The sequence below is a fragment of the Nitrospirales bacterium genome (assembly GCA_031315865.1).
In the GTDB taxonomy this organism is placed as follows: domain Bacteria; phylum Nitrospirota; class Nitrospiria; order Nitrospirales; family UBA8639; genus JAGQKC01.
In genome coordinates, this window is sequence record JALDRJ010000002.1 from 1,785,953 (window position 1) to 1,810,420 (window position 24,468).

23 protein-coding genes are annotated in these 24,468 nt (G+C 50.7%); 8 read left to right on the forward strand and 15 right to left on the reverse strand.

All coding sequences use genetic code 11. The features are described from left to right. Nucleotides 1-497 precede the first annotated feature (497 nt). On the forward strand, nt 498-1,145 hold the full coding sequence (locus MRJ96_08280) for a transposase (protein MDR4501429.1): 648 nt from the start codon (nt 498-500) through the stop codon (nt 1,143-1,145). Here MRJ96_08280 and MRJ96_08285 read toward each other — a convergent pair. From MRJ96_08285 to MRJ96_08330, 10 genes are all read right to left on the reverse strand, one after another. Further along, on the reverse strand, nt 1,140-1,328 hold the full coding sequence (locus MRJ96_08285) for a hypothetical protein (GenBank protein ID MDR4501430.1): 189 nt from the start codon (nt 1,326-1,328) through the stop codon (nt 1,140-1,142). The genes MRJ96_08280 and MRJ96_08285 overlap by 6 nt on opposite strands. After that, nucleotides 1,325-1,558, reverse strand: a complete 234-nt coding sequence (locus MRJ96_08290; protein ID MDR4501431.1) for a hypothetical protein — start codon at nt 1,556-1,558, stop codon at nt 1,325-1,327. Before MRJ96_08290 ends, MRJ96_08285 begins: the two co-directional genes overlap by 4 nt. 237 nt (nt 1,559-1,795) lie before the next feature. Next, nucleotides 1,796-2,575, reverse strand: coding sequence for a hypothetical protein (locus MRJ96_08295; protein MDR4501432.1), 780 nt, complete (start codon nt 2,573-2,575; stop codon nt 1,796-1,798). Between the two features lie 47 nt (nt 2,576-2,622). After that, on the reverse strand, nt 2,623-3,609 hold the full coding sequence (locus tag MRJ96_08300) for a hypothetical protein (GenBank protein ID MDR4501433.1): 987 nt from the start codon (nt 3,607-3,609) through the stop codon (nt 2,623-2,625). A 37-nt stretch (nt 3,610-3,646) separates the two neighbouring features. Next, nucleotides 3,647-5,689: a hypothetical protein gene (locus MRJ96_08305; protein ID MDR4501434.1), complete on the reverse strand. Its 2,043-nt coding sequence runs from the start codon at nt 5,687-5,689 to the stop codon at nt 3,647-3,649. A 165-nt stretch (nt 5,690-5,854) separates the two neighbouring features. Continuing rightward, nucleotides 5,855-7,312, reverse strand: coding sequence for a hypothetical protein (locus tag MRJ96_08310; protein MDR4501435.1), 1,458 nt, complete (start codon nt 7,310-7,312; stop codon nt 5,855-5,857). 156 nt (nt 7,313-7,468) lie between these two features. After that, nucleotides 7,469-7,639, reverse strand: a complete 171-nt coding sequence (locus tag MRJ96_08315; GenBank protein ID MDR4501436.1) for a hypothetical protein — start codon at nt 7,637-7,639, stop codon at nt 7,469-7,471. After that, on the reverse strand, nt 7,639-8,523 hold the full coding sequence (locus tag MRJ96_08320) for a hypothetical protein (GenBank protein MDR4501437.1): 885 nt from the start codon (nt 8,521-8,523) through the stop codon (nt 7,639-7,641). Before MRJ96_08320 ends, MRJ96_08315 begins: the two co-directional genes overlap by 1 nt. A 16-nt stretch (nt 8,524-8,539) precedes the next feature. Further along, nucleotides 8,540-9,154, reverse strand: a complete 615-nt coding sequence (locus MRJ96_08325; GenBank protein ID MDR4501438.1) for a hypothetical protein — start codon at nt 9,152-9,154, stop codon at nt 8,540-8,542. A gap of 277 nt (nt 9,155-9,431) precedes the next feature. After that, nucleotides 9,432-10,892 (reverse strand): M28 family peptidase, encoded by a 1,461-nt coding sequence (locus MRJ96_08330; protein MDR4501439.1) that lies wholly within the window; start codon nt 10,890-10,892, stop codon nt 9,432-9,434. 166 nt (nt 10,893-11,058) lie between these two features. On the opposite strand from MRJ96_08330, the gene MRJ96_08335 reads away from it, so the two are divergent. Both MRJ96_08335 and MRJ96_08340 read left to right on the forward strand, forming a co-directional pair. Beyond that, entirely contained in the window at nt 11,059-11,430 is a 372-nt protein-coding gene (locus MRJ96_08335; protein MDR4501440.1) for a metalloregulator ArsR/SmtB family transcription factor, read from the forward strand. A gap of 274 nt (nt 11,431-11,704) precedes the next feature. Continuing rightward, a complete protein-coding gene (locus MRJ96_08340; protein ID MDR4501441.1) occupies nt 11,705-13,525 on the forward strand; it encodes a DUF262 domain-containing protein in 1,821 nt (606 codons plus the stop codon). A gap of 263 nt (nt 13,526-13,788) precedes the next feature. On the opposite strand, the gene MRJ96_08345 is transcribed toward MRJ96_08340, so the two are convergent. Both MRJ96_08345 and MRJ96_08350 read right to left on the reverse strand, forming a co-directional pair. Continuing rightward, nucleotides 13,789-14,100: a hypothetical protein gene (locus MRJ96_08345; protein MDR4501442.1), complete on the reverse strand. Its 312-nt coding sequence runs from the start codon at nt 14,098-14,100 to the stop codon at nt 13,789-13,791. Nucleotides 14,101-14,164: 64 nt separating this feature from the next. Then, nucleotides 14,165-14,788 carry an SRPBCC family protein gene (locus MRJ96_08350; GenBank protein ID MDR4501443.1) on the reverse strand — a complete coding sequence of 208 codons (624 nt, stop codon included), beginning with the start codon at nt 14,786-14,788 and terminating at the stop codon, nt 14,165-14,167. A gap of 206 nt (nt 14,789-14,994) precedes the next feature. Here MRJ96_08350 and MRJ96_08355 point away from each other — a divergent pair, with 206 nt between their 5' ends. Beyond that, complete coding sequence (locus MRJ96_08355) at nt 14,995-15,402, forward strand: hypothetical protein (protein ID MDR4501444.1); 408 nt, start codon at nt 14,995-14,997, stop codon at nt 15,400-15,402. Nucleotides 15,403-15,487: 85 nt separating this feature from the next. After that, on the forward strand, nt 15,488-16,405 hold the full coding sequence (locus tag MRJ96_08360) for an ROK family protein (GenBank protein MDR4501445.1): 918 nt from the start codon (nt 15,488-15,490) through the stop codon (nt 16,403-16,405). A gap of 16 nt (nt 16,406-16,421) precedes the next feature. On the opposite strand, the gene MRJ96_08365 is transcribed toward MRJ96_08360, so the two are convergent. From MRJ96_08365 to MRJ96_08375, 3 genes are all read right to left on the reverse strand, one after another. Next, entirely contained in the window at nt 16,422-16,778 is a 357-nt protein-coding gene (locus MRJ96_08365; protein ID MDR4501446.1) for a YdbL family protein, read from the reverse strand. An 18-nt stretch (nt 16,779-16,796) separates the two neighbouring features. Beyond that, nucleotides 16,797-17,015, reverse strand: coding sequence for a YnbE family lipoprotein (locus MRJ96_08370; GenBank protein ID MDR4501447.1), 219 nt, complete (start codon nt 17,013-17,015; stop codon nt 16,797-16,799). Nucleotides 17,016-17,190: 175 nt separating this feature from the next. Then, entirely contained in the window at nt 17,191-20,022 is a 2,832-nt protein-coding gene (locus MRJ96_08375) for a YdbH domain-containing protein (protein MDR4501448.1), read from the reverse strand. Nucleotides 20,023-20,171: 149 nt separating this feature from the next. Between MRJ96_08375 and MRJ96_08380 the strand changes: the two genes are divergently transcribed. From MRJ96_08380 to MRJ96_08390, 3 genes are all read left to right on the forward strand, one after another. After that, nucleotides 20,172-21,857 carry a glutamine--tRNA ligase/YqeY domain fusion protein gene (locus MRJ96_08380; protein MDR4501449.1) on the forward strand — a complete coding sequence of 562 codons (1,686 nt, stop codon included), beginning with the start codon at nt 20,172-20,174 and terminating at the stop codon, nt 21,855-21,857. Nucleotides 21,858-22,174: 317 nt separating this feature from the next. Next, on the forward strand, nt 22,175-22,429 hold the full coding sequence (locus MRJ96_08385) for a hypothetical protein (GenBank protein ID MDR4501450.1): 255 nt from the start codon (nt 22,175-22,177) through the stop codon (nt 22,427-22,429). Between the two features lie 140 nt (nt 22,430-22,569). Next, nucleotides 22,570-24,114: a tetratricopeptide repeat protein gene (locus MRJ96_08390; protein MDR4501451.1), complete on the forward strand. Its 1,545-nt coding sequence runs from the start codon at nt 22,570-22,572 to the stop codon at nt 24,112-24,114. Nucleotides 24,115-24,468 lie beyond the last annotated feature (354 nt).

Genomic DNA, 24,468 nt, shown 5'->3' on the forward strand with positions numbered 1-24,468 from the left:
CATATTAACTTTTGAGCCTGCATTCTACGATCAAGGTTTCTCTTTAAAATATACCGCGGAGATTTGATCATAATCATCTCCCTGTCCTTGTATTGGTCGCATAAAACGAGCGAGGGGTTCGATGTAAAGTTTGCCTATTCTCTCAATGCTTGTCCTCTACATAGGCTTTCCTATCGATAGCCAGAGAAAATCATATTGAATGGCCACCCAACCCGGAAAGAGCGAAACCAATTCTTGATGACAGCGGTTGACGGGCAGTTACTGGCGCAAGAGGCCCTAAAAGGTTGTCACCGGGAAAACTTTGAACCCTAGGCTCCTTCTTTTCGGACTATTCGAAAATGCTATGTTCAACATCAATGTAACATGGAAGAAAGTGTGGGAGCACTTTCGTGAAAAAGATTGAAGATGCAACTGAGAAATATGAATCGAGAATTCTCTAAAGGGGACATTCTGTTTTTCTGTCGACTGTCAGCTCGCCGGTACGCTATGGTACAGCCATGCCCCGTACCGCTCGAGCTTCCGTTGGAGGCATTTGTTACCACGTCTTGAACCGCGGCAACGCCCTGGCCGATGTGTTTCATGATGTGGAAGATTATCAGGCATTCCTCAAACTCTTACAGCGCAGCGTCGAAGAGCGTGGCATGCGGATTGTGGCCTTCTGTCTGATGCCGAATCATTTTCATGCACTGGTCTGGCCCAGAGTAGACAGGGAGCTCAGTCAATGGATGCAATGGTTGCTGACGACTCATGTCCGGCGCTATCACCGGATGTATCAGTCCAGTGGCCATGTATGGCAAGGGCGATTTAAGGCGTTTCCTGTCCAGCAGGATGAGCATGTTCTGATGGTGCGTCGGTATATCGAACAGAATCCCGTACGGTCTCGTCTCGTGACAAAGGCGGAAGAGTGGCGGTGGTCGAGTATTTCAGGGAGGGAACCCTGGCTCCATTCCGGTCCGGTCGAACGCTCTGCAGGGTGGAAAAAATTGGTCAATACGCCCCTCACGGGTGATGAAGTGGACACGATACGTCGAAGTGTTTACAGGGGAGCACCGTATGGTCAGGAATCATGGGTTCGGCGGACCGTGAAACGTTTAGGATTAGAAGCGAGCGTGAACCCTCGTGGGCGGCCACGGAAGCTGTCATAAGGTCAAATCGCCTCCGTCCAGTTTCCATTCCCGAACACGATACAGGAAAGTAAAAACACTGGCTTTTCCTTGAGCCGTGCACTCGACCTGTCCGTTGTGATCGATTCGCCAGAGGCATTCTCCATCTCGGAGGAGATACATTTCCGCTTCCGACGATCTTGCAATCCCCATCGTCTCTATCATCGTTCGTTCCTCCCTCGCGTCGATAAATTGGTGGAACTGGCCAAGACATTGGTACGGTCGCAACAACGCACGGCATCGTTCGAAACAGAAAACAACCGAATAAAGTGAGCGCACTCCACGCAAGACAGATAGCCAGATCCCTTAACCTGATAGGGGTAGATGGGGGCCAGTTCATGCCACTTGACGGTCTCGATGGACTGTTGAGTTTTAGTTGGTGTTAAGGTGTGCATGACAGAACCCTCCCTGTAAAAACGATTCCAGTTTGATGTGATCGCGGCTGCCTTTCAATTTTGTCTGGTCAGTCGCTTGGGGAGGGTCAATGGTTCAAGTCACGCAAATTGTGATCATCACAAAAGGAGGGGAGTGCGAGAAAGGCCTTATTATTTAGCGTGCTCGTCGCGATGGTCATGCCGGAATCGGCTTTTGTCGTTGGCTGTCCATGCGACAGAACCTGTGGTAGTGGTGGGCTACCAGACGTTTCCCGCTCCAGGAGTATAGGACGAGGAGATAACGCTGTTCGTGACGACCGAGTCTGACTGCACGACTCCGGTAAATTTTGACATTCCTGAATTGACCTTCACCATCCCGCCCGAGACTTCCACCATGCTGGCATTGAGCGTGATTTTAGCCGAACTGTTGAGCGTAATACCGGTTTGGCCAACTTGCATGGCCGATTCAAGCTTTGAGAGGCGGCTTTGGAGCGCATGCGCAATCTTCTGGAGGTCTTGTACCTGTTTCTCTAACTGTTGGATGGTGTTTTCGGGTGAATGAGCCTGTGGGTTCTTCTTTGTTTGGCGACGCAACACCGTTTTGGGTTTTGTCGGAGGTGTGACCTGCTTCGCTTGTTTCACCGCTCGGGATCGAATTTCACTCGTGGAGCCTTCTGCTTCCAAGCCATGGCCATCAGGCAGCAGTACTTGAATGATGATGGCATGACCTTTCTCCGGGAGAAGATTGACGATCGGCCTACTCACGTGCTCGTCATGATGAGTCGGCGTAGCCTTTAGTAAGAAAGTCTGTTTGCGTTCACCGGGTATCAAGCGAAGCCAAGGATCCGCAGCTTCCACGTGATATGTTCCTGGTTTAATGACAATATCGCTACCATTCGCCAGAGTGAAATGCGCGGGACTTTCAAGCGTGAGAAGGAGAGTCGAGGCGTTCATCTCACTTGCTTTGAGAGGATCAACGATAAGGAACAAGAGGAGGAGCGCCAGCGTTGTTGTAGAACGGTGTGGATCGATGAACATGTTTTCTCCTTTTGTGGCCCAAACGGTGCTGCGTTAACGGTATTGGACTAACGGTTCCATTCGTCGCACACAAAGCTCACACTATCGATGTATGTTCCGTATTTCCCGCGCAACGCTTTTCCGACTTTATTGCCCGGGCAAAAAAAGTCATCGCTTCTCGTCCCCCCGAAAGGAGTCCCAGGCGCACCGGCGAACGCGCATTCTGTATTGCAACTCTTGACGTCTTTAGGAGATTTGAAATTTCTGGGTCGTTTCTTGGCGGCGTCCCATCTCGGACAGAACATGGTGATCCCATTCACAAACATTCCCGATCGTGCGTGAAACCCACCGACAACTCGACCGTCCCCACATCTATCGATGCGTCCCGTGCCGCCGGATCCTCCAACCGGTTTTCGTGTATAGTCTTCTCCCAGCGAACCATCGTGATTGACCTCTTGGCAAATGAGTCCAAGCGCGTCAATCCATGAGCCACTTTTCGTCGTGACTCCCACCATCACGCCATTCGGGCCACAATCAAGGTTGTACCTTTTCTTTCCGCCACCTCCCCCGAGCAGCGGCGTTTCGAACTCAGTAGAGCGGGTGCTTTGCCGGGAAGCCAGAAGAGCCTGCAATTGTTGACGGCTCAGTTTTGATCCGGCTCGTGATCGAATGCCGCTATAGGAGCCAGTCGCCTCAAAGCTTTTTCCGTCCGGTAGTAGCAGGACAAGATGGTGGGAGTCAGGCTCGATACCCGTAACCGACAACGCCAATGGAGTCTTTAATGACTCTTGATGTCTGCCCACATGGGCTTCAAGCAGGTACGCATCCATGGCTAGACCATGGCTGGGAATAATCCGGATCCAGTCTTGGGCAGGCTCCACGACATACTCTCCGGCACCGATCCTGAGATCGCTGCCGTCTGGCGTCAGGAAGTGAATCGGGACTTCAAGTTCGATCGTGTTGAGGGCGTTGGTCGACTCGGCGTGGGATTTTAGCGCGATTCCCAGGATGATCAACGATAAAACAATTCCGATAATCCATTTCAAATTTTTCATAGTATGTACCCCATCCGTTTTGTTGATCACGTATCAGTTATCGGGCTGCGGCTTCGGCTAATAACAAGACACTCCGGTTATATCGTTCCAGGGCTTTCCTCGTGTCTTCTGTGTGCGTACTCGCGAGAATGATGATTTGCTGCTTCGATGGCAAGTATCGAAGGATCGCTGTCAATGGGCCGGCATGTTGTTGAATGGTTGCGTAGGGGCGTCCGCTTTTGAGCGCTTTTTTCCCTTCGTCGATGACCTTCCCATAGGCATACAGCAGTCCGCCCTTTACGCTGCCAACGATAATATTGTTGATCGTCAATTTCCAGATGACATCGGGAGTGACTTTGGCCACACCCGAGATGATGCCTCCCACCTCGGGGACGAGGCCGGCTGCACTTTGAACGACCGTGCCGACGGTCTGTTCGCCAAAGTCCAGAACCTCCACTGCGGATCGGATCAAAAAACTCCCACCACCCGGTAATTCACTGTTCAGATAGTTTTTTCCTACCACGCGTAGTATTTCCATCCCAATGTCGATGTACAGCGTTTCCGTCCATGGACTATTTGGGTCAAGAGCGGTTCTTACTCCACTCAAGGCTTGCGCTCGTTGTGCGGTATTGTCCAGCGATCTCGAGAGTCGTTCGACGTGAGAGGCTGCGGCGTGCAAGGTCTGTGGGTTCAAGAGCTGATCGGCCAGCACGGCATTTTTAATGTCGATGATATCTCCTAGTCCTGGAATGACTTCGCCAAGTAAGGCTTTAGCATCGTCACCGCCAAATCCTCGAGAGACAATCTGCCCTGGCGAATCAGGGCTATCGCTTGGTCCATATTCTTGAGCAATGCCTCGTGAGCGTACCGTTGTTTGGGCGATGTCACGGGGTGTCAGCGATGTCGCAGCCGACAAGATTTTGCCGATTTGCTTGCTGATGCCGCCATACAGGACAGGGGCCACTTGGTTGTCAAAGATTCGTTTGGCCTGTGTCTTGGCTGTCTGCTGTACCTGTCCGGACATCTTGTTCACTGTCTTGAGATGAGGGCTTGCAAACTGCATCAGACATCGTCCAGCTGGTCCCTTTTGCGCTAATTTTTCCAACGAGCGAAATGCCATGCTGACGACTTGCTCTCCTTGTGGTGCGGAACGGGAGGGATTCTTGATGAACTGGAGTTGTTCGCCCATGATTTCACTAAAGTTCTGTTCCCATTGCTGCATGAGGTCTTGAAAAAGCTTGTTGGCAAATCCGGCAGGATTGTTCACGAGCTGTTGAGCCATCTGCCCGACATTGCCGGTCGCTGACCCTGAGGCCTGCGCGAGGCATCCAAATAGCGGTTCGAGTTTTAACTGTCTGACCGCTTGCAACGTTTGAATTTCACTCTGTAGCTTGGCGAGCATGGGGTTGTCTTGGAGTTGATTGACGCCGTCCTGCACTCCACTTCTGACCGCGCCAGCCACCTGTCGACCGGCTTGCTCAACCTGCCGCTTGGCCTGCAGGGCGGCGTTCCTGGTGTTTTCTACACTTTTTTTCGCTTGGGACACAGCCTTCTGTGTTTGCTGCTTGATTTGTTTCGTCGTTTTTTGTGCGGTGCTCTTTCCCTTCGAGACCGCTGTTTCCGCCGTAGATCTGGCCTTTTGGTATGCGCGGTTCGCCTGTTTCTTGACATTGTTAACGGCATGATCAAACATGCCCCTCTGTCGAATGCCACTATAGGTTCCGGTGGCTTCCAGGCTCTTTCCATCAGGAAGCAGGAGGAGAATATGATGACGGTCGTGTTGTCCATCTTCGGTGTCGGGAACAGACAAAGCTAACGCCTCAGAAAGCTCGAGCTCATGGGTGCCTTTCTTCGCCTCGATAAGGAGTGCATTCTGTGGCTCGTCCGGGATGAGTCGAATCCATTCTTGTGCCGCTTCGACGGAAAAGGTTGCAGAGTCCGTGACCAGCGGGCTTCCATCCGGCGCGATAAAGTACACGGGCTTGTCCAGCTCAATCGTGATTAGAGGATTCGAGAGAGTGGCATGGGCTTGGACGGTAGGTCCAAACCACACACACAATGTAAGTGTGGCCACAATGGTTAGCCGGGAGAGTTTCATCATGAGGGTTCCTCCTTGCCGTGAACGTATTCGTGTCTATTGCTATCAGTCAGTCGAATGCCTGGTGAGAAAGGTTCACGTATACAGGTAAAGTGTCGGAAGAATCGACCGATTGGTGATGTCCTCACCTTTTAAACGGAGTCATACGTGGCAGGTGAGTCGCGATCGTCACGGGTAAAATTTTTTTCTGTCTGTTTCTTCGTTCTTGCGAAAAAAACGAGAGCTTTGCGGGCAAGGGGCATCGGCTTCGACCCAGGGGTCGATTTTGCTGTACCACAGCAAAGGTTTGTTGGGAAATGGAACCGTCAACTTCTTCCCTGTAGGCGTGGTTCCGTCACTGACGGCCCAAAGTATTCTCGGATCTTGATGAAAGTGATCGTATAACCGTTTTGGGTCAGGTGGGGTTTCAATTTCATTGTCTTTATTCGTAAAAGGGCCAGTGACTTTTTCACAGATGAGATGTGCGCTCCAGCCTTTCCAATTCAATCCTTGAGTGGCGAGTGGTGAAACCCACCGGTTTTTTATCTCCGGCGAATTATGACAATCCATGCAGAATGTGGGGTTCTGTGGTCTGGCTTCTTCTTCAAATTGGTACGGGAATTGTTCGACGCCCAGGCGGTATTGGTGCATTTCCACGATGGAATCGTGGTCGATGAGCGCGTGGCAAGTGGTGCAGCGATCATGAGAAAAAATGGGATACAGGACCGAATCGAAATAACTCATGGATCGGGCGTAAATTTTCGTATCCGAGGATTCCCACGATTTGTTCCCTTTCGTGACCACCACTTTGACAGTTTTAGGCCAGGTTTGCGCACGCAGATCATTGAGCTCCACGCGTGTGAGGAGGGTTCCTCGTTTTCCGAATTTCAACCGGGAAATCGGTATCTTTTCCCCATTGAGCGTCAACGTGATGCAACATTGCTTTTTCTTGACGAGATTTTGAAAGTCTTCGTTGTGCCGGGGGATAAACGACGGATGTAGGGCACCCTTCTCCCAATATCCTCCCCAGGTCAATGTCAGGATTCCGGAGTTAAGTGTATCGCTCACTGGGAGTTGCCACGTGGTATGGTGCTTATCCCCCTGATAGGTTTTATGAGAATCGGGATATTCGAGGGAAATGCTCGACAAGGTTAGATGCGGAACGCTGGCTTGAGCTTTTTGCTTCTCGTCGATGTGAAAGAGCAGTCGTTCGTTCGGGAGAGGTGGATGATCAGCTGTTCGAGTATGAACGCCGGTCAGCCCTCCCCGTGCTTCCCAACGCCGACCATTCGGCAGGAGTAAGGTCAGGACAAATTCGTCTTTGCTCTCAGAAAATACCAGTGCGAGCGGCGTTTTCGTCAGACTATCCTGCTCAGTGATGTTCGCTTCTATCAGGATTGATTCGTCCCCCAATCCTTCTTGAGCGATTAACCGAAGGCCAAATTTTTCACCATTCAGTCCATAGGCCCCGGGCAAAACCGTGACCTTTTCTCCAGCGGGCATGAAAAAGTGCAGCGTTTGATCGATTTCTACGGTGGCAGGCTTGTGGTCCGTCGATTCTGTTTTTGATGGAGTGGAGCATCCGGATATTATAAAAATTATGGTGAGTGAACCCATCAAGAATGCGAGCCACCGGAACGGAATCATGTAAGCCCTCCTCTGGCTTTTTGCCTAAATTACCCAAAATGGGTTCATCTGGAGCCTTTAGTGATCATAACTGAGAGAAACTCCTAGCGTAAAATATCATTCTTCGTCCTCATATGATGAAGAAGGCTAGATTGTCGAATGAGAGTGTGTAGGACGCTATTCTTGTCCGGTAAACATCATGGGTTGTGTCGTGACATCGACGGGAGGAAATCCCGGCCCGCCCGTAAACTGCATAGACTGTGTCGTTTGATCAACCGATTGAAACGCCGCGGCTAGCCCCACACTTATCGCGAGCAGGAATAGAATCATTGGAAGACTTTTAATCATCAGTTCACGCTCCCCTGTGCATGGATGCGAAATGGCGTTCCGTCGGCGGAGACCAGCCACGCTGGTTTTTGGTTCCCCAGCGGTGTGCCATGCTTTCCTGGCTGTCGGAATCCGATCCCGGGTTTGTGCAGTAAAATACCGCAATAATATTGATCGGCATCCTCAGGCTCTTTGCCTTGACTCGCGTTAAACATGACGACGACGGTTCCTTGATATTGCCGATTGGCGATATTGGCGACCGATTCCCCTTCCCCAATTCTTCGGTCGTATTTTGTCGCATCGTTGCCACTATGCGTCCAACATTGCAGCTTCAATTTATCGATGTCTGGGTCCAAGTGACTGAGTTGTATGGGGACTCGCAGGGTAAAGTGGGCCTTGATGGTCACGCGCGCTCGGCTCGTTAAGCGTGCGCGGTCAAATTGTTGTTTGACCGTGGCGCGCGACGCTCCTGTTCGTTTCTTGGTCACGTGCGTGGCTCTTGATCGGATGCCGCTGTATGACCCTGTGGCTTCAAGGGCTTTGCCATCAGGGAGCAATAACATGAGCACGTGGAGATCGTCTTGTTCTGAGAATGAAAGAGGCGTCGGGACGGTGACCGTCTCTTCGTGAGTCGTGGGATGGGCTGTAATGATCAGCGGGTGATCCGTCGTCTCTCCCGTGAGTTGAAGGTACCCGTGCTCTGAACTCACTTCGTACGTACCCGGCGGGACTGGTATGTCTTCACCCGTTTGACTCACGAAATAGGTTGTGCGATCCAAGGTGATTGCTGTCGGGAGTGGATTTGTTTCTTCGTTTAGAGAACGGGACGTGCAACTCGTTAAGATTCCTGTCCATCCAAGGATTCCGGCGAGTCCGAATGCAAGCATGGTATGAGATGTCGGCATGTTCTGCTGGCTCCTCTCATTTCACCCTGGGGACAGGGTTGTGTAAACGTGGCGATGTGTTCGTGACTTTGCTGCCTTTGATCATGACGTCGTTCGATCCTTTGATGTCGATGTTTTTTCCTGAAATCGTGATGTCGCCATTCTTCTTCATGATGAACGAGGCTTTTCCGGTTTTGATGACGATTTCATCGCCGGCTGTCAGCAGAATTTTTTTGCCGGCAGAGACAGTATGATTGAGCCCTGTGTTTTGAAGAGCATTTCCTTTGACTTGCTGAGAGGAGTTTTTCCCTACCGTCAAAGATTGCTCTCCGCCGATCGTGCGGTTTTGGTCCTGACCGACTGTCTCTGTTTGTGTCCGGCCGACTTGAGAGTGTCGATGGCCTCCGACTTGTACCCGCTCATCTGTTCCGATCGATTCCTGTTTCTGTTGTTGGACTGTCACGGTCAAGGCGCCTTTCGAAATCTTGAGCATGGATTGTAGCGCCGCGAGCTGTTGCTGCAGCATTCGCACCTGATCTTGGAGGGATGAGAGTTGTTTCGTGGTATGCGGGTCTTCGGCTGTCACCGAGGCAGGGAATATGGATCCCCACATCAGGAAAAGGATTGCTATGGATATGGTGATTCGCGTCATGATTTACTCCATACGTCAACATTCGATTCCGTTCGGATGTTGACCGCTAAGATTGAATCGAGCTTCGAATTTGAAGAAATGCCCGGCTTCACATTGAAACACGACTTATTTGATGGGGGCAATTGGTTCATTGATATATCTGTCGTGCGGTTTGCCGTGGTGGTTCAATGCTTTTCATATTTTCTTTGAAGAAGGTCGGGCGAGTGTTTGTTGACAATGGATACGCATAACCTAGTGTACTGAGGAGACTGACATTTGTGAAGGGAAGAGGGGGGAGTTACGAGCGGGAGTCCGACGAGGATGATTCCTCGAACCAATCGTCCTTGTGTCCGGTGGCGAACATCCATGTCAGAGCTAACGCGTATCGGGCAGCGCGCTCAAGAACAGCCGGTTGTATAGTGTCTCCTGTGTCCGAAGGCTGGTGAAAGTGTGCGTGTGTACCACTGCTCACGACTGTGACGGTTGGGACTCCGGCTTCGTAAAACGGGACGTGGTCTCCACCGGGAAAGTATCCATACAGCGAAACCCGTTCCGACAGGCCGGCTTGGTCTGCCGCTCGTGCCCCCATGGACTGGGGGATTCGCGTCAAGCCAACGGTCAGTTTTCCATTTCCGGCGCCCACATGATCAATATTGATCATGGTAAAGATGTTGTGAAGCGGGTGTGTAGGATTCTGAACGTAGAGTTTCGATCCCAAGAGTCCTCGCTCTTCACCGTCGAACGCAGCAAATACGATCGTTCGTTTCAGGTCCGTTTTGTGTGCCTCCAAGAGACGCGCCAGTTCGAGTAAGAGCGCAGTACCTGAGGCATTGTCATCGGCTCCGGCAAACACCAGGCCTGCCTGTTTTCCGAAGTGATCCCTGTGAGCGCCGATCAGGATGATCTCTTTACGAAGAACAGGATCCTGTCCAGGGAGCGTCCCCAGGATATTGATCAACTTTCCTGAAGTCTTTTGGCTCTGCCATCGCCAATGCGCGACGATGCCCAGGTCTTGTACTGGGACAGGCTTGCCTTCATTCAATCGGGTCTGGATGTCGTTGAGAGAAAGTTCTTGCGAGGTAAATAAGGTGTCCCCCACGTTTCCGCTGATCCAGATCCCAGGTAAGGGACGAGTATCAGGAGCGGCAGAATACATGGCAAGGGGAATGTTCGCCAGCCCGCGACGGGCTTCGTAGCGGTTCAACAACGGACCCGTCAGTGTAATAAATCCAGCAGCCCCGTGCTTTCTGGCCGTCTGTTCCTTTTCTTCATGCGTGACCCACCGTGAATAGCTTGTAGGTTTTCCGCGCAAGAACAGCACGATGCGATTCCGGACATTCAGGCCCTGGTAGTCATTGATGCCGCGAGCTGGATCATCGATGCCGTACCCGACGAAGACGACAGGGGCCGTCACATTCACGGATGGTGAATCAAGAACCGGTAAGAAGTCCGCTTTCAGTCTAAGGTTGACATCGTATGGCTGACGGCTCTGTCGGATCACCGTAAAGTTGGCCGTCACCTCGTCTGAAACAACCGTCGCAGAAAGGGGCCGCTGTTGAACCCAGGATCGTTCCATTCCTTCTTGAGCTTCTCCGGCTGGGAGTATTCCAAGATGCTCGAAACGCCGGATAACAAAATCGGCTGATTTCTGTCCGCCAACCGTTCCAGCCTGCCTTCCTTGGAAGTTTTCATGACTGAGTGTCTTGATGTCTTTTACGATACGTTGAACATCGATGTCTTTGAGATGCTCAAACGACACGTCCGCGGCCTCAACATCACCAGATATGAAAGATATGAACCATGCCAGAACAAAGTTGAGAATGAACAAAGACCATCGCCGTCGCATAGGGAATTTATACCTGAGATATCCGTCGTGTGAAAGGTAGAGGAAATCAGAGGGCTTGATACCCTTGGATGCAAGTTATATGTTTAGCCATATGGTTAACTATGTGGCAGGACAGCTTGAGCTAACCTTTTCCGCGTTGTCTGATTCGACGAGGCGAGCCATCGTTGAGCGATTGACGACTGGTAAGACCACGGTAAAAGAGTTGGCTCGGCCTTTTCAAATTTCCCTTCCGGCAATTTCCAAGCATCTCAAAATTCTTGAACATGCTGGCTTGCTAACAAGAACCATCGAAGAGCGCACCCATCACTGCGAATTGAATGTCGCGCCCCTCAAAGCCTTCAATGAGTGGTTGGTGTGGCATCAACAGTTCTGGGAACAGCGTCTAGATACGCTTGAACGGTATCTCCAAACATCCGATCAACCATCTTCAATAAAGGAGTTACCATCATGAGTGCGATGACTGTCACTATGTCAACTATCCTTACAGGTCGGTGCGATTTGAGAACAAATTTTTCACACGTGAACTGGACCTGAAGCTTTGAAAAAGTGGTTTGGGTCTTCAGACGACTTCAACACGTCTATCACCAAAAACGATGTGCGTGTTGGAGGTCGATTTCAGGCATGTTGGTTATGTAAGCCCAGAGTGATCAACCGACTTCTGTCCTTTATGAAGGTATTAAACCCAAGATAAAACCAGTTATGAAAACCAAGAAGGATAAAGCCGTATGAGCACATTTGATAGTACGAAGACCCCGTTGCCGGACATTATTCGGGAAATTACAGACGGGGATTTGCAGTTGCCAGATTTTCAGCGAGGCTGGGTTTGGGATGACCATCATGTACGATCGCTACTTGTTAGCATTGCGCGTTCTTTTCCTGTTGGTGCGGTCATGCTTTTGGAGACAGGAGGTGATGTGCGGTTCCAGGTTCGCCCTGTAGAGAATGTTGGTTTTGCTGTAAAGAATCCAGAACCTGAACGCTTAATCCTTGATGGGCAGCAGCGTCTCACCTCCCTCACGCAGGTCCTGGCTTTGGATAAACCAGTAAAGACCTTTGATGAGAAGGGTAAGCCCATTGAGCGCTACTATTATATTAGCATTAATGAGGCGCTTGTTGATGACCTTCTTGATAATGCCTTTATTGCGCTGGAAAAAGACAAAAAACTCAAAACCAATTTTGGACGCGATGTGGTCCTTGATTTATCGACTAGGCAAAAAGAATGCGAAGAGTTTTATTTTCCCTGCAACCAAATTCTGAATTCGGATTCCTGGGAAGAGAGTCTACAGGAATTCGCGCCGGAGAAGTTTAGTGACTATATGGGGTTTCGCAAGAAAACCTTAAATGCTTTTCGCAGTTATCAGCTTCCCGTCATCGCCCTTGGAAAAACCACCAGCAAAGAGGCCGTATGCCTTGTGTTCGAAAAGGTGAATACGGGCGGTGTTCCGTTATCGATTTTCGAATTGGTAACCGCGAGTTTTGCTGCCGATAATTTCAATTTACGTGATGACTGGTTCGGCAGTACCCGGAGAAAGGTTCAAGGCCGCTCGAAGCGTATCAAGATCGAACCTATCTTGGATTCAATCGAGCCAACGGACTTTCTTCAGGCCATAAGCCTTCTTCGCACCTACGAGAAGCGAAAAGCCGATATTGAAGCGGGGAAAACCGGCAAGGCAGTGTCAGCCGTTAGCGCCAAGCGTGTAGCCGTGCTCGCGCTCGCCCTTGATGACTATCGGCAGTGGGCCGATGAGGTTGAAAAAGGCTTTATGCTTGCAGCAAAATTTTTACGCAAAGAGTGTTTTTTCACTTCGCGCGATCTGCCGTACCGAACGCAGATCGTTCCGCTTGCCGCCGTGTTGACGGTTTTGCGTGAGCGTTGGCTGGAGCCGCGCATCTACGAGAAACTCTGCCGTTGGTTCTGGTGCGGGGTTTTGGGTGAATTATACGGCGGTGCAGTCGAAACGCGCATCGCCAATGATTTAGAAGAGCTTCTCGCGTGGATCGAGGGTGATGCCGAGGAGCCCCGGACGATTTACGAAGCGTCATTTCAACCCAGTCGGCTTTATACGCTTCGTTCCCGTCTCAGTGCAGCCTATAAGGGTCTGAATACGCTTGTCCTGCGTAAAGGGGCGCAGGATTTCTTCTGGAAGGCGACAGTTCAAGAACTTGACCATGAGGAAGTTGCCCTCGACATCCATCATATTTTTCCAAAGGCATGGTGTGAGTCGCGCGGAATCAAACCCGCCGTCTTCAATGCGATTATCAACAAAACTCCGATTTCCTATAAGGCGAACAGGATGATTGGCGGTAAACCGCCATCATCTTATCTGTCTTCGATTCAGACGCATAAGCAGGTAAGGCTTTCAGATGAGGCGATGGATGGGATTCTTGAATCCCATTTCATAATGCCCTCTGCCCTCAGACAAGATGATTTTGAGGCATTTTTCGAGACTCGTAAAAAAAATCTGCTCCACATTGTCGAGCAGGCTATGGGCAAGGAGGCCGAGCCCGGAATCCAGGAAGAAGTCTGGGATGATACTGATATGTAGCTAATTTTGCGGGAAGCGAGTGGATAATGAGTGACGTTGATAAGTCAATGCAGCTCCCAGGAGTGTTGTGCTCGTGCTCATAACGTTGCTCGCGTTTTGCCGGTCAGCGAGATTGCGGATTGAGACAGGCTCAAATGAACGGCCAGGTCCGTCGAGGACAGTCTCAGTTTGGTGCCATCTCCAACATAAATCACTGCCTTGGCCGTGGAGAGAGCGTTGGTGTGAACTTTTTTGGTCAGACAGGCTCAGTATTTCCTTTTTCGTTATCGAATCCAATCGCCTGGGCTAAATAGCATGCCGCGTTCGGAGAGGCTCGGCCGGCGTTGAGGCCTGTGGCAGTTGTCTGTGATATGGCCCTGAGGGTGGGGATTGCCTTCATAGCCCCAGATTCCATTCCACATATTGAGCCAATAGCGTCCATTGGGGATCGGACCGCACCGGATCCGTTCCAGGTTCTGTATTTCAGGGATTGAAAGCCGGTGACCATTTACGACGACGTATCGTTCGGCGTAGGCGACTCCCAGGCAGGTAAACAAAAGAAAAAAGACTATGATGGGTAGCAATGTTCGGCTCATGGTCTGCCCTCCTTGTTTATAGTTCGTCAGTCGGGGGAGGGCTGGAGGAGGTTCAAATCGTTTTCTACTGGCGGGCAGATTCGACTGACACTTGGGTCAGGATTCGTTCGAAGTGATCTTCGAGTCCATTTCTCAGGGTCCATTCATACAGCACATTCGGGGTCCACGCTGCTAGCCATCCTTGGGGCTGCAAGAGAAGCGTCATGGTGGCGAGGGTGATGTTCTTTCCTTTTCCTTGAGTAAATTCCCATCGGAGATGGTACTGTTCATAGTCCCCTTCAAGGAGCTGGAGCTCAAAGGTCTGAGGAGGGTGCTCAACAGCCTTGACCCGCAAGTGTGTCGACCAGGGAACGAGGGCGTGCGGGATCGTCATGTCTGCGATGACCGTACAATCTTCCAAGCATTCAAAAAGTTGAATCTGAAAGCCTTGAGGAAATAGGGCGTTCCAATGTTCATAATCTGTCAGAATCTTAAAGGCATGTTGTGGATCGGTGAGCAGTGTAAGGCGTCCGTGTATCCGTGCCGCCCCATGGTCTAATACCTCGATCTGCAGCGTGTAAGGTTCCTCGCCGGCGAAGGCGGGAGCGGAAGAAACCAGGAACAGACCTAGAAAAATGATGCATAGACAAGCGAACGTTGTCCGGACGTGCTTTATCAGGGAAAAGACCGGTCCATTGTTCAAGATCATTGAGCAGACTCGTACCCGAAGGGCCATGGAAATACTCTAGCCTTGCCAAGAGCGAATTACCATCATTAATATCTCTCAGTCTTCTTTCTGTCGCGGGCCATTCGAGGGAATGTGGCCCTGAAAAGTACTCAGAGACCATGCGAGGATACGACGTTTACCCAGTCTCGTTGTCGAAAGCTGATGGCCAGTAACACCGGAGGCATACCATGAAGCGAGTTATCAGACTTATGGGGTTTTGTTTCTGTATGCTTGGTCTGTATGGAAATCCAATGCTGTTTGCCGAGGACAAGCAACAGAGTATCTCCACGAAAAATTCTACTCCTAAAGAGGAAAAATCATCTCCGCAATCCAAGAAACAATCGCACAAAAGCCTGATTCCTTTCGCGCATTTTGAGGAAGCGCTCAAAAAATCAGAACGCTGGAAGGCCATGTCTCCCGAAGAGCAGAGCGAGGCGCTCGAAAAGATTAAACAGGCCCGGCAACAATTTCGAAAGCATGAAATTGAACGTCAGAAACAATACCTGCCTTTACTGAAGCAACGGCCATCCAAAGGAAGGTTGGCGATTCCAGAGTATGATGCACTACCTGATGAAACAGAGAAACCTGTTCAATAGGGTGAACTTCTAGACGGTTTTCCTCCGTACAGGACGAAAAGGTTTTCATCCACCACTTACCAATTTCCAGCGTTGCAGGGTCGGAATGCGTATCGGCATTGATCTTGGCGGAACGAAAATCGAGGCCATTCTCCTGGCTGAGAATGGAACGGAATTAACTCGTCGGCGAGTACCGACGCCTCAAGGGCAGTATCGTGAGACGTTAGAGACGGTCAGTCAATTGGTCCGGGAGATCGAACGGGAATTTTGTGAAGAAGCTCTCGTCGGTATCGGAATTCCCGGGACGATTTCTCCTGCGACCGGCTTGGTGAAAAATGCGAATTCCATTTGTTTGATCGGTCATCGGTTGCAAGAGGACTTGGAGGGGCTTCTCCGTCGTCCTGTGCGGATCGCCAATGATGCGGATTGTTTTACGGCGTCTGAGGCGACCGACGGCGCTGCCGCCGGAGTGCATCTGGTGTTTGGGGTCATCCTGGGAACCGGAGTAGGCGGCGGCGTGTGTTGGCAAGGGCAGGTGTTACGTGGACCGAACGCCATTACGGGTGAGTGGGGACACAATCCGCTTCCCTGGCCGGAAGACGATGAACGTCCTGGAACGCCATGCTATTGCGGCAGAAGCGGGTGTTTGGAAACGTTCCTGTCCGGTTCAGGTTTGCAGCGAGCCTATAAGCAGCTGACAGAAGAAGATGCGTCTCCACAAGACATTTATCATCGTTCACGGCAGGGCGATGTTCGAAGCGAACAGGCTCTTCGTCTGTACGGGAGCCGCCTGGCTCGCGGTTTGGCCTCGGTCATTAATCTGCTCGATCCCGACGTCATCGTTCTGGGAGGCGGGTTGTCCAATGTGAAGCGATGGTATGAGGAAGTCCCGAAGATTTGGGGGAAATGGATATTTTCCGATCGTGTTGAGACAAAGTTAGTTCCCGCCAAACATGGAGATTCTTCCGGTGTTCGAGGAGCGGCCTGGCTCTGGCCTGCGTCATCGTTCAAGGAAATTCGATGATTGACTCGTCGCCACCCTACTTTTTCTGCCAGGTCCCATCGGGCCGTTGAATGTAATGTCCCGCTTGGGTTTTTGATATAGCCGTCTTCGCGGCTAAGGCCTCGACGGCGTTGAGGCTCGTCTTATTGCGCTTGGCGATTTCCTCGTACTTGACCTTTCTCTTCTGATTGACTTCATTCATTAAAGCTTTTACATCGGCTGGAGCCGAAGGCGTGACCAGCCCCAGGTATCCGCTAGATGTTTCCCCGAGATAGCCTTGCGCTTTGGCGTCTTCGAGCGTCGCGGCAAATCCTTGACTGCTGATGCAGACCCCAATGATCATGGCGGCCATGATGAGAGCTGTATAAAAAGAAGATGGTGATGGGGATTTCATGATTCTTCTCCATTCTGATTAGAATAAATCGCTATCTTTGGACAGGACTTGATCAAGTTCTTTTTCGACTTTGACGCGTACTTCATGGTCGATCTTGACATTCAGGTTAATAGTGATGGGTTTCTCGGGCGCGGCAACTTCAACTCGAGCAGTCGGCGTGCAACTCGTAAAGGCTAAGAGTAACGCGGTCAGAGACATGATGATAGGCGAAATGAAACACGTACGGCGTCTGTTCATAGTATGTTGCCCTTCGTGAAAGAGGTTGAGTCTCTCGAGTGACGATGACGGCTTGTGACTGTTGGTCGCCTGTTCATGGGCAAATGAGTGAATGGCATGTTATAGCCATTTCAAATAATTTCCGTATGGTTCAACGTCGTACCGCGCGGGGTTTGTCGTCTGTATTGATTGGAATTTATTTGGATTCGCTATTATAAAGGCCCGGTATGAGCGTTTGCTCCGAACGTTGAATCAATTTTTCTATTCTGCCTTCGATGTCCTTGGCGACTTGCAAGCTTTTGAGCAGGGCCGGGATATTTTCCTCAACGTTTAAATTGAAGTGAATCGGCTTTCCGCTGTAGAGAGCAGGATTTTTTCCTTGCAATTTCGTTCTCAGCAGCAACGTTCCGGTATGATCGTAGTCGGCGCCGATCGTCAGGACATCATAGTGGAAATTACTCAGTGCTTGCAAAACTAAATTCATGTTCTCATTCGTGTTCTTGAGTACATCCGCCGTTCCTTCGCCCGTATGATACTGAATGATGCCGCCAGGGGGGCGTGCTGAGAGGAGTCCGTCGAGCACCTCCACGCCTTCTTCAGTCAAAACAAGGGGGATGTTCCCGTCAAGAAGTCCGGTCCCCTTAAGCCCCTCCTGCTGTTCGAGTTTGAGAATTTTCCCGACATCGAGTCCTTTGGCTTGAAGAGTGAATTCATGCCTGGCCTTGGAAGGGATGAATGTAAATTCTTTGATTCCCATCTCTCCGTCGAACAGCTGTGCCGAAAAGTCCCGTATGTGAACACGAGGAAGCGTGGAACCTGGAAAGGCCTCTAAGTCGAGCATCATGGACATATTGGAAATCGTTACTCCAGTTTCCAACTTGTTCAATCGGACAGGGGCGGGTTGTGCCATCGCCCAAGAGTCAGCCGTAACCAACGTCATGTTCGTACTCAAGCTATCAAAAATGATGTTGTCATAATGACCGCTCAATCCGTCGATGCTGATGTTCGCCTTGGCGGCTAATTGGGGGGAAGACCCGCTGTCGGAGTCAGAAGGGACTGTCCATGTAACCTGACTCTCCCCAGAGAGTTGTCCGCTCGTGATGTCGACGGGATTGGGCCACGGATTTATGATCTCTTTGAGGTTGATCCCCATGGGCGAAAGACTGACTGGGGTCAGCTTGAGGGCGAGAGTGCCTTCTTTGGAAATCATGTTCTGGTTGATATGTCCATAGAGCGATAATTGCTTGTCTGAAGACTGTCCGAGAAATTTGACTTGGAATAACCGTGGTTGCGCTGAAAACGCGAACTTCCAGTTTGTCTTGGGTGGGACGATGTTCTTGTTCGCAGTCTCGATTCCCAACAGGACGACTTGGCCTTGTGTCTCCCATGTGGACAGTGATCCTTTCAACTGCTTCATCGTGAGTTTGGTGTCTTGTACCTGAATAGTCATGTCCTGCCAGGATATCTGAGGCGTTGTGAGCCGGAGAAAGGACGGTTCAGCGTTCCAAAGCTGATGATTCAGATCATACGATATGGTGAATGGTTGCACGAATGTGAGCGTAGCTTCGGGAATATGAAATTCTTTGATTGGAGGGAGAGAGGCTTGGAGGAAAGAGCGGGGTCGGAGTGAAACCCTCATGGTTTGATTGTTCATGGCCAGAGCGCCTGAAAAATTCCATTCGAGTCGTTTGGCTGGAATGTCAGGTTCAAGTTGCCGGTCCAACATGCCGGAAAGCAGAAATTCTCCTTCAGCCATCAGATCTTCGAACGAGTGCCCCGACGCATGTGTCAACGAAGCGCGAAGCTTGACGGGAGAGTCAGGGATTCGGTATTCGCTTTGAACGAGGCCATCTGCCGTGACGAAAGGGGCCTGCTTCTGAAATTCGATAGCGCCTTTGAGAGGCCGGGGAAACGTGATAGAGAGGTGATGGTCCTTTCGTGGAATAATCGATCGAGCGGGCTCCGGGATCATGGCTTGATCGATGCGAATATTGGTCGACGCGTAAGAATTTTCGAGTATCGTCCAAGCCACGCGGTCATGTGCGGCAGAAAACCAGCCTTGTGCGGCAACTTTAAGATTGTTCGCATGGCCTTGGAGTTGTGGGAGGGTTGCCTGAACCTGAAAGGTGCCGTCCAGGGTTTTGCTTACCGTTGTTATGAATGTGTCGAGCTTCGTCGTCTGCGGAATCGTGCTGGTCCAGCTCAATGAAAGGGTACCGGCCAGTTTTGAAAGCTCCTGGTCTATGGGATAGAAACGTTCGGCGAGTGTGATCACATTGCCGATATTGGCCGTCAGGGTCCCTTGAATATGCGTGTTGTCGGCAACCGGCTTGGCTTGGGAAGAAAATTGCGCAAGAGTCGAGGGCGTAGTTGTGGGGGAATGGAGGGACACCATCGCATCACCCAGGGACGTGCCCGATAGCGTGAATTCATAAGATGGAATCTCTGCCCCGTCAACGCCGATTTGAGCCTGCCATTTTCCGTCGTGATGGTCGAGGGTTCCCGAGAGGGATATATTCTGTAATGGACTGTCATCCGATGAACGATGGATGGAGATCTCTCCAATCCGGAGTTGCGAAAAGGGGAGGATGGGAAATGGTTTGAGCAGTTCGTCAAGTGTGAGAGGAGGGGCTTGTTCAGGGGAAGCGGAAGTTTCATCTGTCACGTCCTGCCCTGTCGAAACATCGGCGGCCACTGGCCTGCCAATGGTCACGGAGCCGCGTTCAATGGCGATGTGTTGTAATTGACCGTTGAAAAGTTCAGTGAGTCGATAGGTAAAGGTCATGTCGTGTAATGTACATTTATACAGGGTTTCGGCGATGTCTTTCTCAAATGCCAGTTCCTGAACCTGGAAGGTGTTGGTGCGAGGATAGCCGAGTTGAATCGTGATATGCTTGAATCCGTTCTTCGAGAGTTCTTCTTGTAGGAGTGCCGTCGCGATGAACGGGAAGCTGCCATATAGCACCATGGGGGCCAGCAGGAGGCTCGCGAATCCTAACCAGAGAAGTCGTCGACGGCGTGTCTGCATGGACCCTTTATAAAAGAGATATCAACCGTTTCTTGATCCGGAGTTTTTGCGTGAATGGCGATTGCGGTACTATGGCATGAGCAGGACAGTACGGTCTATACGATGGGCAGGCCTCTCATCGTTCTACGTGTCAGGGATAAAGGAGCACTATGACAGCAGAGGGTACATCACATTCGACAGATTTTATTCGTACGATCATCGAACAGGACATACAGGAGGGAAAGCAGGAAGGACGTGTGCATACCCGGTTTCCCCCGGAACCGAATGGCCATCTTCATATCGGTCACGCCAAGTCGATTTGCTTGAACTTTGGCGTTGCTGCGGAACTCGGCGGGCTGTGTAATCTGCGGTTCGACGATACGAATCCCAGTACCGAAAAGATCGATTATGCCACATCCATTCAAGACGATGTTCGGTGGTTGGGGTTTGATTGGAACGACCGTCTCTACCATGCGTCCGACTATTTTGAGCGTCTGTTTCAATTCGCGCTGACGTTAATTCATGGCGGCAAAGCGTACGTGGACAGTCTCTCAGCCGAGGACATTCGCGTGAATCGCGGAACCTTAACCGAGCCTGGCAAGGACAGTCCGTATCGGACTCGTTCGATCGAAGAAAATTTGGACCTCTTCACACGTATGCGGGATGGGGAATTCGAAGATGGCGCGCATGTCCTCCGGGCCAAAATCGACATGGCATCTCCCAATATGAATCTCCGCGATCCGACGCTCTACCGTATTCGCCGGCTTCCCCATTATCGAGCCGGAAAAACGTGGAGCGTATACCCGACGTATGATTTCGCCCATCCCTTGTCGGATTCACTCGAAGGGATTACCCATTCGCTCTGCACCCTGGAATTTCAAGACCATCGACCGCTGTATGATTGGGTGCTTCGCGAATGTCAGGTCGCGTGTCATTCTCAACAGATTGAATTTGCCAGATTGAACTTGAGCTATACCGTGACGAGCAAGCGAAAACTTCTACAGTTGGTCGAGGAAGGACATGTGAAGGGATGGGATGATCCCCGCTTGCCGACGATCAAAGGGTTGCGACGTCGAGGGTATACCCCCGAATCGATTCGGAGTTTTTGCGAAGGCGTCGGAGTGGCAAAACGTGATGGAACGATCGAGATGGGAAAGCTCGAGCATGCCGTTCGCGAAGACCTCAATGCACGGGCCCTCCGTGTCATGGCGGTCTTGCGTCCCTTGAAAGTGATTATCGACAATTTCCCGGAGGGTCAAGTCGAGTCTATGACAGCGGTGAATAATCCAGAGGATACGACTGCCGGTGAACGGACGGTGCCGTTTTCGAAAGAAATCTACATTGAGCAGGACGATTTTCGGGAAGAGCCACCGAAGAAGTTCTTTCGTTTGTCTCCTGGAAAAGAAGTTCGTCTCCGGTATGCCTATATCATCAAATGTGAACATGTTGTGAAAGACCCACTGACAGGAGCGGTGCTGGAAGTCCACTGTACCTACGATCCCGAGACGCGGAAGGGCGGCCCTCAAGCAGGAAGGAAAGTCAAGGGAACGCTCCACTGGGTTTCAGCCCCACATGCGATTCCGGCAGACGTCCGTCTGTACGATTCGTTGTTTCTGACTGAAAATCCCAATGCGGAAGAAGACTTTCGTTCTGTGCTCAACCCCGACTCGTTACAGGTACTGACGAATTGCCAAGTGGAGCCTAGTCTGCGCGGTGCAACAACAGGCATCCCCTATCAATTTGAGCGGCAGGGGTATTTTTGTGTCGATCCGGATTCCACGCCCGAGAAGCTTGTGTTCAACCGGACTGTGGCCTTGCGAGATTCCTGGGCCAGGCTTGAAAAGAACACTCAATAAGGCCTGTGAGGCCCGCCAAGCTGGTTGAGACAGCCGAACAGTCTTTGAGACTATTTCACTTGCATGTCATCTTTTTGACGGTGACTGTCAGGATCTGAACAGATACGGGAGGTATCTGTTCAGATACAAGTTTTTGCCCAACCGTTGGCTAGGGTTCAAAACAACCGCGGCTGCCAAAACCTTTTGATTCTTCACGGAATACACTTGGGGGAATGAATCGTCAGCGGCAATGAGCCACCTGGCATCGCGCTTGCTGATCTTGAAGTATGACGATCACGTATTCAAGATCATCCACGATTTGACGAAAGGGTTCACCCATGAAAAATCTACTCGTTCAAAAAGAAACTCACGCACCGCTCACGCATCATATGGGTATTCAGTCGATGGACAATTCGGCTCGTTTGCTCGGCCTCGCCCAGGGACTAGACCGGAAACAGCGATACGAAAAGATGGTTGAACGGGTCTATGGCGAGTCGGACGCAGCGAATCGTTTGCTCTTGAAAACGCTCTGTCTCTCAGTGACCGATGGGCCAATGGAACAACTGGTCGCCCTCGAATGTTCTGACAATTAGCGCCGAAAGAGCATCAGCCGGATGTCCATGGGTATCGTTCGGCCCTTGGGGTGGCATGGTGTTCAGTCTCGGCATAAAAAATACTGTAGTTTCGTCTTTCTGAATTCTCATCTCGATTTCTCCTCACGTTTTGCCGACACATGAAATGGGAGACTGGGAGTCTTGCCCGGTTTCCCATGGAATTTCCTTATCCAGCGTACAGCCGTTGTGCAGACGTGACCGGAGTCATGAATATGAGAACCGTATGGCCAGCGAGATGGACTGTAATCTTCTTGGGAATCGTCATCGGTTTTGTTCAAGGTTGTGATGATGAGAACGCCCGCTGGGTTTCAAAAAGCTCAACTGGCCATAAACTCCAAGCAACCAACCCTTCGTCCTCCAGTGCCTTGCGGCGGGGCAATGTCCTGCCGGCTCAGTTTGATCGACCAGGGCAGGATCAATCAGAACAAAAGGCATTGACGGCCACTGCTCAAGCACCACAAAAGCAAAGACTGGAACGAGAAAATATTCCATCTAGCCAACGTAAAGCTGGAAACCTTCCGCAAGGAATCGAGGTTTCTCACGTAGCCTTGCACACGCGGGCGCCAGTCCCCCACCAAGTCAAAACAGATGAAGAGGAGCCGTTAGGATCTCAGTTTCCTCAGAATCAGAATGCAAACACAGATCGACAGGGCGGAGCTGGAAGGCCTCCCAAAGATGCTTCATTTCATGTCGATCAAAATCCAACGGCATCAGAAGGCAAGAGGCCTTACGATTCATTCGTATTTTTTTCTAAAGAAAGTTTCGAGATATCTCAAATACCCCTTCCCGGCATCGAAGCGATAGCCGTGCCAGAATCGACGACCAAATCTACAGCGACGGGACAAGAACAAAAAGGCGTGCAGCCCAAGGTTCATGTTGTTTCAATTCACGATCGAGGGCGCGAGCCATCAGTGCCGTCTGCCGAGCAGAAATTTCCTGCAAAGGACTCGTCAACTGCGAGTAACGAAAAGCTTTCTGATATGAGTCTAAATGGGGAAAGGCCGGAACAGAAAAACTCCGTTTCCGGGAGAGCTCTGCAATTACCTCATTCGAATTTTGTGGTCACACCGCATCACAATCACGCGAAGAATCCGACAGAGGCAGAAGCAGAATCGACGTTTGAAGGAGGGGCGAAACGTGATTCAACGATTGAACAGGCTTTCGTTCCATCTGAAGCGCTGGACGCTTGTGAGAAGGGACGAGAGCATGCAGCACAGCTACAGTACCAAGCCGCCATCAAGTCTTTTTCTCAGTCGATTCGCTTGTCCTTGACAACGGGTTTTCCGATCGCTCAACGATCAAGACTGTTAGATTGTTATCGACAACGGGCCCATGCCTTTTTTCAATCACAAGATTTGTCTCAAGCGCTTTCCGACATCAATCGTGTTCTTCAAGATTCAAAGCATGATGGACCCCGCCGGCCAGATGATTTCTTTTTTCGAGGCCGTGTGTATGCGGCAAGCAAAGATGCTCGACGGGCGATCGAAGATTTGTCCACTGCTTTGACCTTGGGGCTGAGCACGCATGAGGAGGCCACAGCCTATTATCTTCGGGGACTATCGAATTTACGCCTTCGACGCCTTCAGGCCGGACTCAAAGATTTGAGCCGGGGGTGTATGGCTAAACATGCGGAGGCTTGTAGGTTCTTAGAGAAGATTTTGTGACCGGAAATCTCGTGGAAATATGTATTCCGGTTTAATGGAAAATGTCTGGGAAGCACAGAAAAATTTGGATTTTACAGAAATGTAACAGCCCAGAAACGCGAAAGGGGTTTTTTCTTGGCACAGGATATGCTTTGATTAATAGTGAGATGAATGCTTATTTCAATATCGGTATACAAAAGACGCATTGTAGGTTTACAATGAAACGTATATGGACGACTGCCGAATACAGACATGTCTTGACGTTCAAGCTATCATCATTGTCTTCCGAAATAAACAATAAGTGATTACGAAAGGATGATTCACTCGAAAGGTTGAACTAATGCTGAGTAAAATCGCTTTTGTCATGATGATGAT